Source organism: Campylobacter sp. JMF_14 EL1 (genome assembly GCF_027737585.1).
In the GTDB taxonomy this organism is placed as follows: Bacteria; Campylobacterota; Campylobacteria; order Campylobacterales; family Campylobacteraceae; genus Campylobacter_B.
Window position 1 is genome coordinate 1 of record NZ_JAOVTW010000011.1, and the last position, 3,439, is coordinate 3,439.

2 rRNA genes are annotated in these 3,439 nt (G+C 45.1%); both read left to right on the forward strand.

The features are described from left to right. Positions 1 to 128: 128 nt before the first annotated feature. Positions 129 to 3,033: ribosomal RNA gene (locus OFN73_RS08125) — 23S ribosomal RNA — on the forward strand. Positions 3,034 to 3,313: 280 nt separating this feature from the next. Beyond that, positions 3,314 to 3,432, forward strand: a 5S ribosomal RNA gene (gene rrf, locus OFN73_RS08130). Positions 3,433 to 3,439: the final 7 nt, after the last annotated feature.

Sequence of the window (3,439 nt, forward strand, 5' to 3'; positions counted from 1 at the left end):
TTAAATATTGTAAAAGCAATTTATCAAATTTAAAATTTATAAATTAAATCTTTTATCTTTAACAAGGAAGTAATGCAAATTAGAATATTAACATAGTCTAATACTTCATTTTATTATGAAGTAAAAAAAGGTAAGCTACTAAGAGCAAACGGTGGATGCCTTGGCTAGTAGAGGCGATGAAGGACGTGCCAGGCTGCGATAAGTCTCGGGGAGCTGTCAAGGGGCTTTGATCCGGGAATTTCCGAATGGGGCAACCCAGTTAATAGTAATATTAACTACCTACGGGGGCGAACGAAGGGAACTGAAACATCTAAGTACCTTCAGGAAAAGAAATCAAAAGAGATTACGCTAGTAGCGGCGAGCGAACGCGTAAGAGGGCAAACCACTAGCTTGCTAGTGGGGTTGTAGGACTGCAATAAAGACTAAAAGCAGATAGCAGAATAAACTGGAAAGTTTAATCATAGAGGGTGATAATCCCGTATGCGAAATCTCCTTTTTACTTAGCAGTATCCTGAGTAGGGCGGGACACGTGAAATCCTGTCTGAAGCTGGGTAGACCACTATCCAACCCTAAATACTACTACTAGACCGATAGTGCACAAGTACCGTGAGGGAAAGGTGAAAAGAACTGAGGTGATCAGAGTGAAATAGAACCTGAAACCGTTTGCTTACAATCATTCAGAGCCCTATGATTTATCAGGGTGATGGACTGCCTTTTGCATAATGAGCCTGCGAGTTGTGGTATCTGGCGAGGTTAAGGAAACCCGGAGCCGTAGCGAAAGCGAGTCTTAATAGGGCGATTAGTCAGATGCTGCAGACCCGAAACGATGTGATCTATCCATGGGCAGGTTGAAGCCGGTGTAAGAACCGGTGGAGGACCCAACCGACGGCTGTTGAAAAAGCTCCGGATGACCTGTGGATAGGGGTGAAAGGCCAATCAAACATCGTGATAGCTGGTTCTCTCCGAAATATATTGAGGTATAGCGTTGTGTCGTAATTATAAGGGGTAGAGCACTGAATGGGCTAGGGCATACACCAATGTACCAAACCCTATCAAACTCCGAATACTTATAATGTAATCACAGCAGTCAGGCGGCGAGTGATAAAATCCGTCGTCGAGAGGGGAACAACCCAGACTACCGACTAAGGTCCCTAAATCTTATTTAAGTGGAAAACGATGTGGAGTTACTGAAACAACCAGGAGGTTGGCTTAGAAGCAGCCATCCTTTAAAGATAGCGTAATAGCTCACTGGTCTAGTGATTCTGCGCGGAAAATATAACGGGGCTAAAATAAGTACCGAAGTCGTAGATTTGCACCTAGTGCAAGTGGTAGGAGAGCGTTCTATTCAGCGTCGAAGCCATACCGGCAAGGAGTGGTGGAGCGGATAGAAGTGAGCATGCAGGCATGAGTAGCGATAAAATATGTGAGAATCATATTCGCCGTAAACCCAAGGTTTCCTACGCGATGCTCGTCATCGTAGGGTTAGTCGGGTCCTAAGCAAAGTCCGAAAGGGGTATGCGATGGAAAATCGGTTAATATTCCGATACCAATATTAGTGTGCGATGGAAGGACGCTTAAAGTTAGGGGAGCCAGCTGATGGAAGTGCTGGTCTAAGTGTGTAGGTTGAGTTATAGGCAAATCCGTAACTCTTTATCCGAGACATTAAAGGCTCTTGACGCTCTTCGGAGTAGATTGAGAATCCTTGATACTATCGAGCCAAGAAAAGTTTCTAAGTTTAGCTAATATTGCCCGTACCGTAAACCGACACAGGTGGGTGGGATGAGTATTCTAAGGCGCGTGGAAGAACTCTCTTTAAGGAACTCTGCAAAATAGCACCGTATCTTCGGTATAAGGTGTGCCTAACTTTGTTAAGGATTTACTCTGTAAGCAAAGAAGGTTACAACAAAGAGTCCCTCCCGACTGTTTACCATAAACACAGCACTCTGCTAACTCGTAAGAGGATGTATAGGGTGTGACGCCTGCCCGGTGCTCGAAGGTTAATTGATGATGTCAGCTTTTGCGAAGCATCTGATCGAAGCCCGAGTAAACGGCGGCCGTAACTATAACGGTCCTAAGGTAGCGAAATTCCTTGTCGGTTAAATACCGACCTGCATGAATGGCGTAACGAGATGGGAGCTGTCTCAAAGAGGGATCCAGTGAAATTGTAGTGGAGGTGAAAATTCCTCCTACCCGCGGCAAGACGGAAAGACCCCGTGGACCTTTACTATAGCTTGACACTGCTGCTTGGATAAAGATGCGCAGGATAGGTGGGAGGCTTTGATCCATATACTCCGGTGTATGGTGAGCCATTGTTGAGATACCACTCTTCTTTATTTGGGTAGCTAACTAGCCTAAGTTATCCTTAGGTAGGACAATGTCTGGTGGGTAGTTTGACTGGGGCGGTCGCCTCCCAAAATGTAACGGAGGCTTACAAAGGTTGGCTCAAAGCGGTTGGAAATCGCTTGTAGAGTATAAAGGCATAAGCCAGCTTAACTGCGAGACACACAAGTCAAGCAGAGACGAAAGTCGGTCTTAGTGATCCGGTGGTTCTGTGTGGAAGGGCCATCGCTCAAAGGATAAAAGGTACCCCGGGGATAACAGGCTGATCTCCCCCAAGAGCTCACATCGACGGGGAGGTTTGGCACCTCGATGTCGGCTCATCGCATCCTGGGGCTGGAGCAGGTCCCAAGGGTATGGCTGTTCGCCATTTAAAGCGGTACGCGAGCTGGGTTCAGAACGTCGTGAGACAGTTCGGTCCCTATCTGCCGTGGGCGTAAGAAGATTGAGGAGAGTTGACTCTAGTACGAGAGGACCGAGTCGAACTGGCCACTGGTGTATGGGTTGTTCTGCCAAGAGCATCGCCCAGTAGCTAAGCCGGGATGTGATAAGAGCTGAAAGCATCTAAGCTCGAAGCCAACTCCAAGATGAATCTTCTTTTAAGAGCTCAGAAAGACTATCTGTTTGATAGGCCGGATGTGTAAGTGATGAAAGTCATTTAGCTGACCGGTACTAATAGCTCGTTTGCTTATCTTTTTAAGCATTACTTCCTTGTTAAAGGTATTAGAAATCCTTTAACAATATGGTAAAAGATTTTATTAGGCTTGATGACTTTTGCAGTGTTAATTAAGAAAATATCAAATTTTATAATTTAGAATTTGTAAATTTGCAATTTCTAAAATTATAAAGTATTTTTTCGCTAGGCGAGGCAGATGAGCAAGCACAAAGGAGCGAACTTTGGTTCGTGACTGCGGTGCGAAGCGAAATCTAACGAAGCATAGCGAAAAAAGACGAAATAATTTTTTTAATTAACACTGTCCGTGACTATACAGATGAGGAAACGCCTTGCTCCATACCGAACCAAGAAGCTAAGCTCATCATGGCTGATGATACTCTCCGTTACTCGGATGTCGGGAAAGTAGGTCGTTGCGGACTTTGTTTT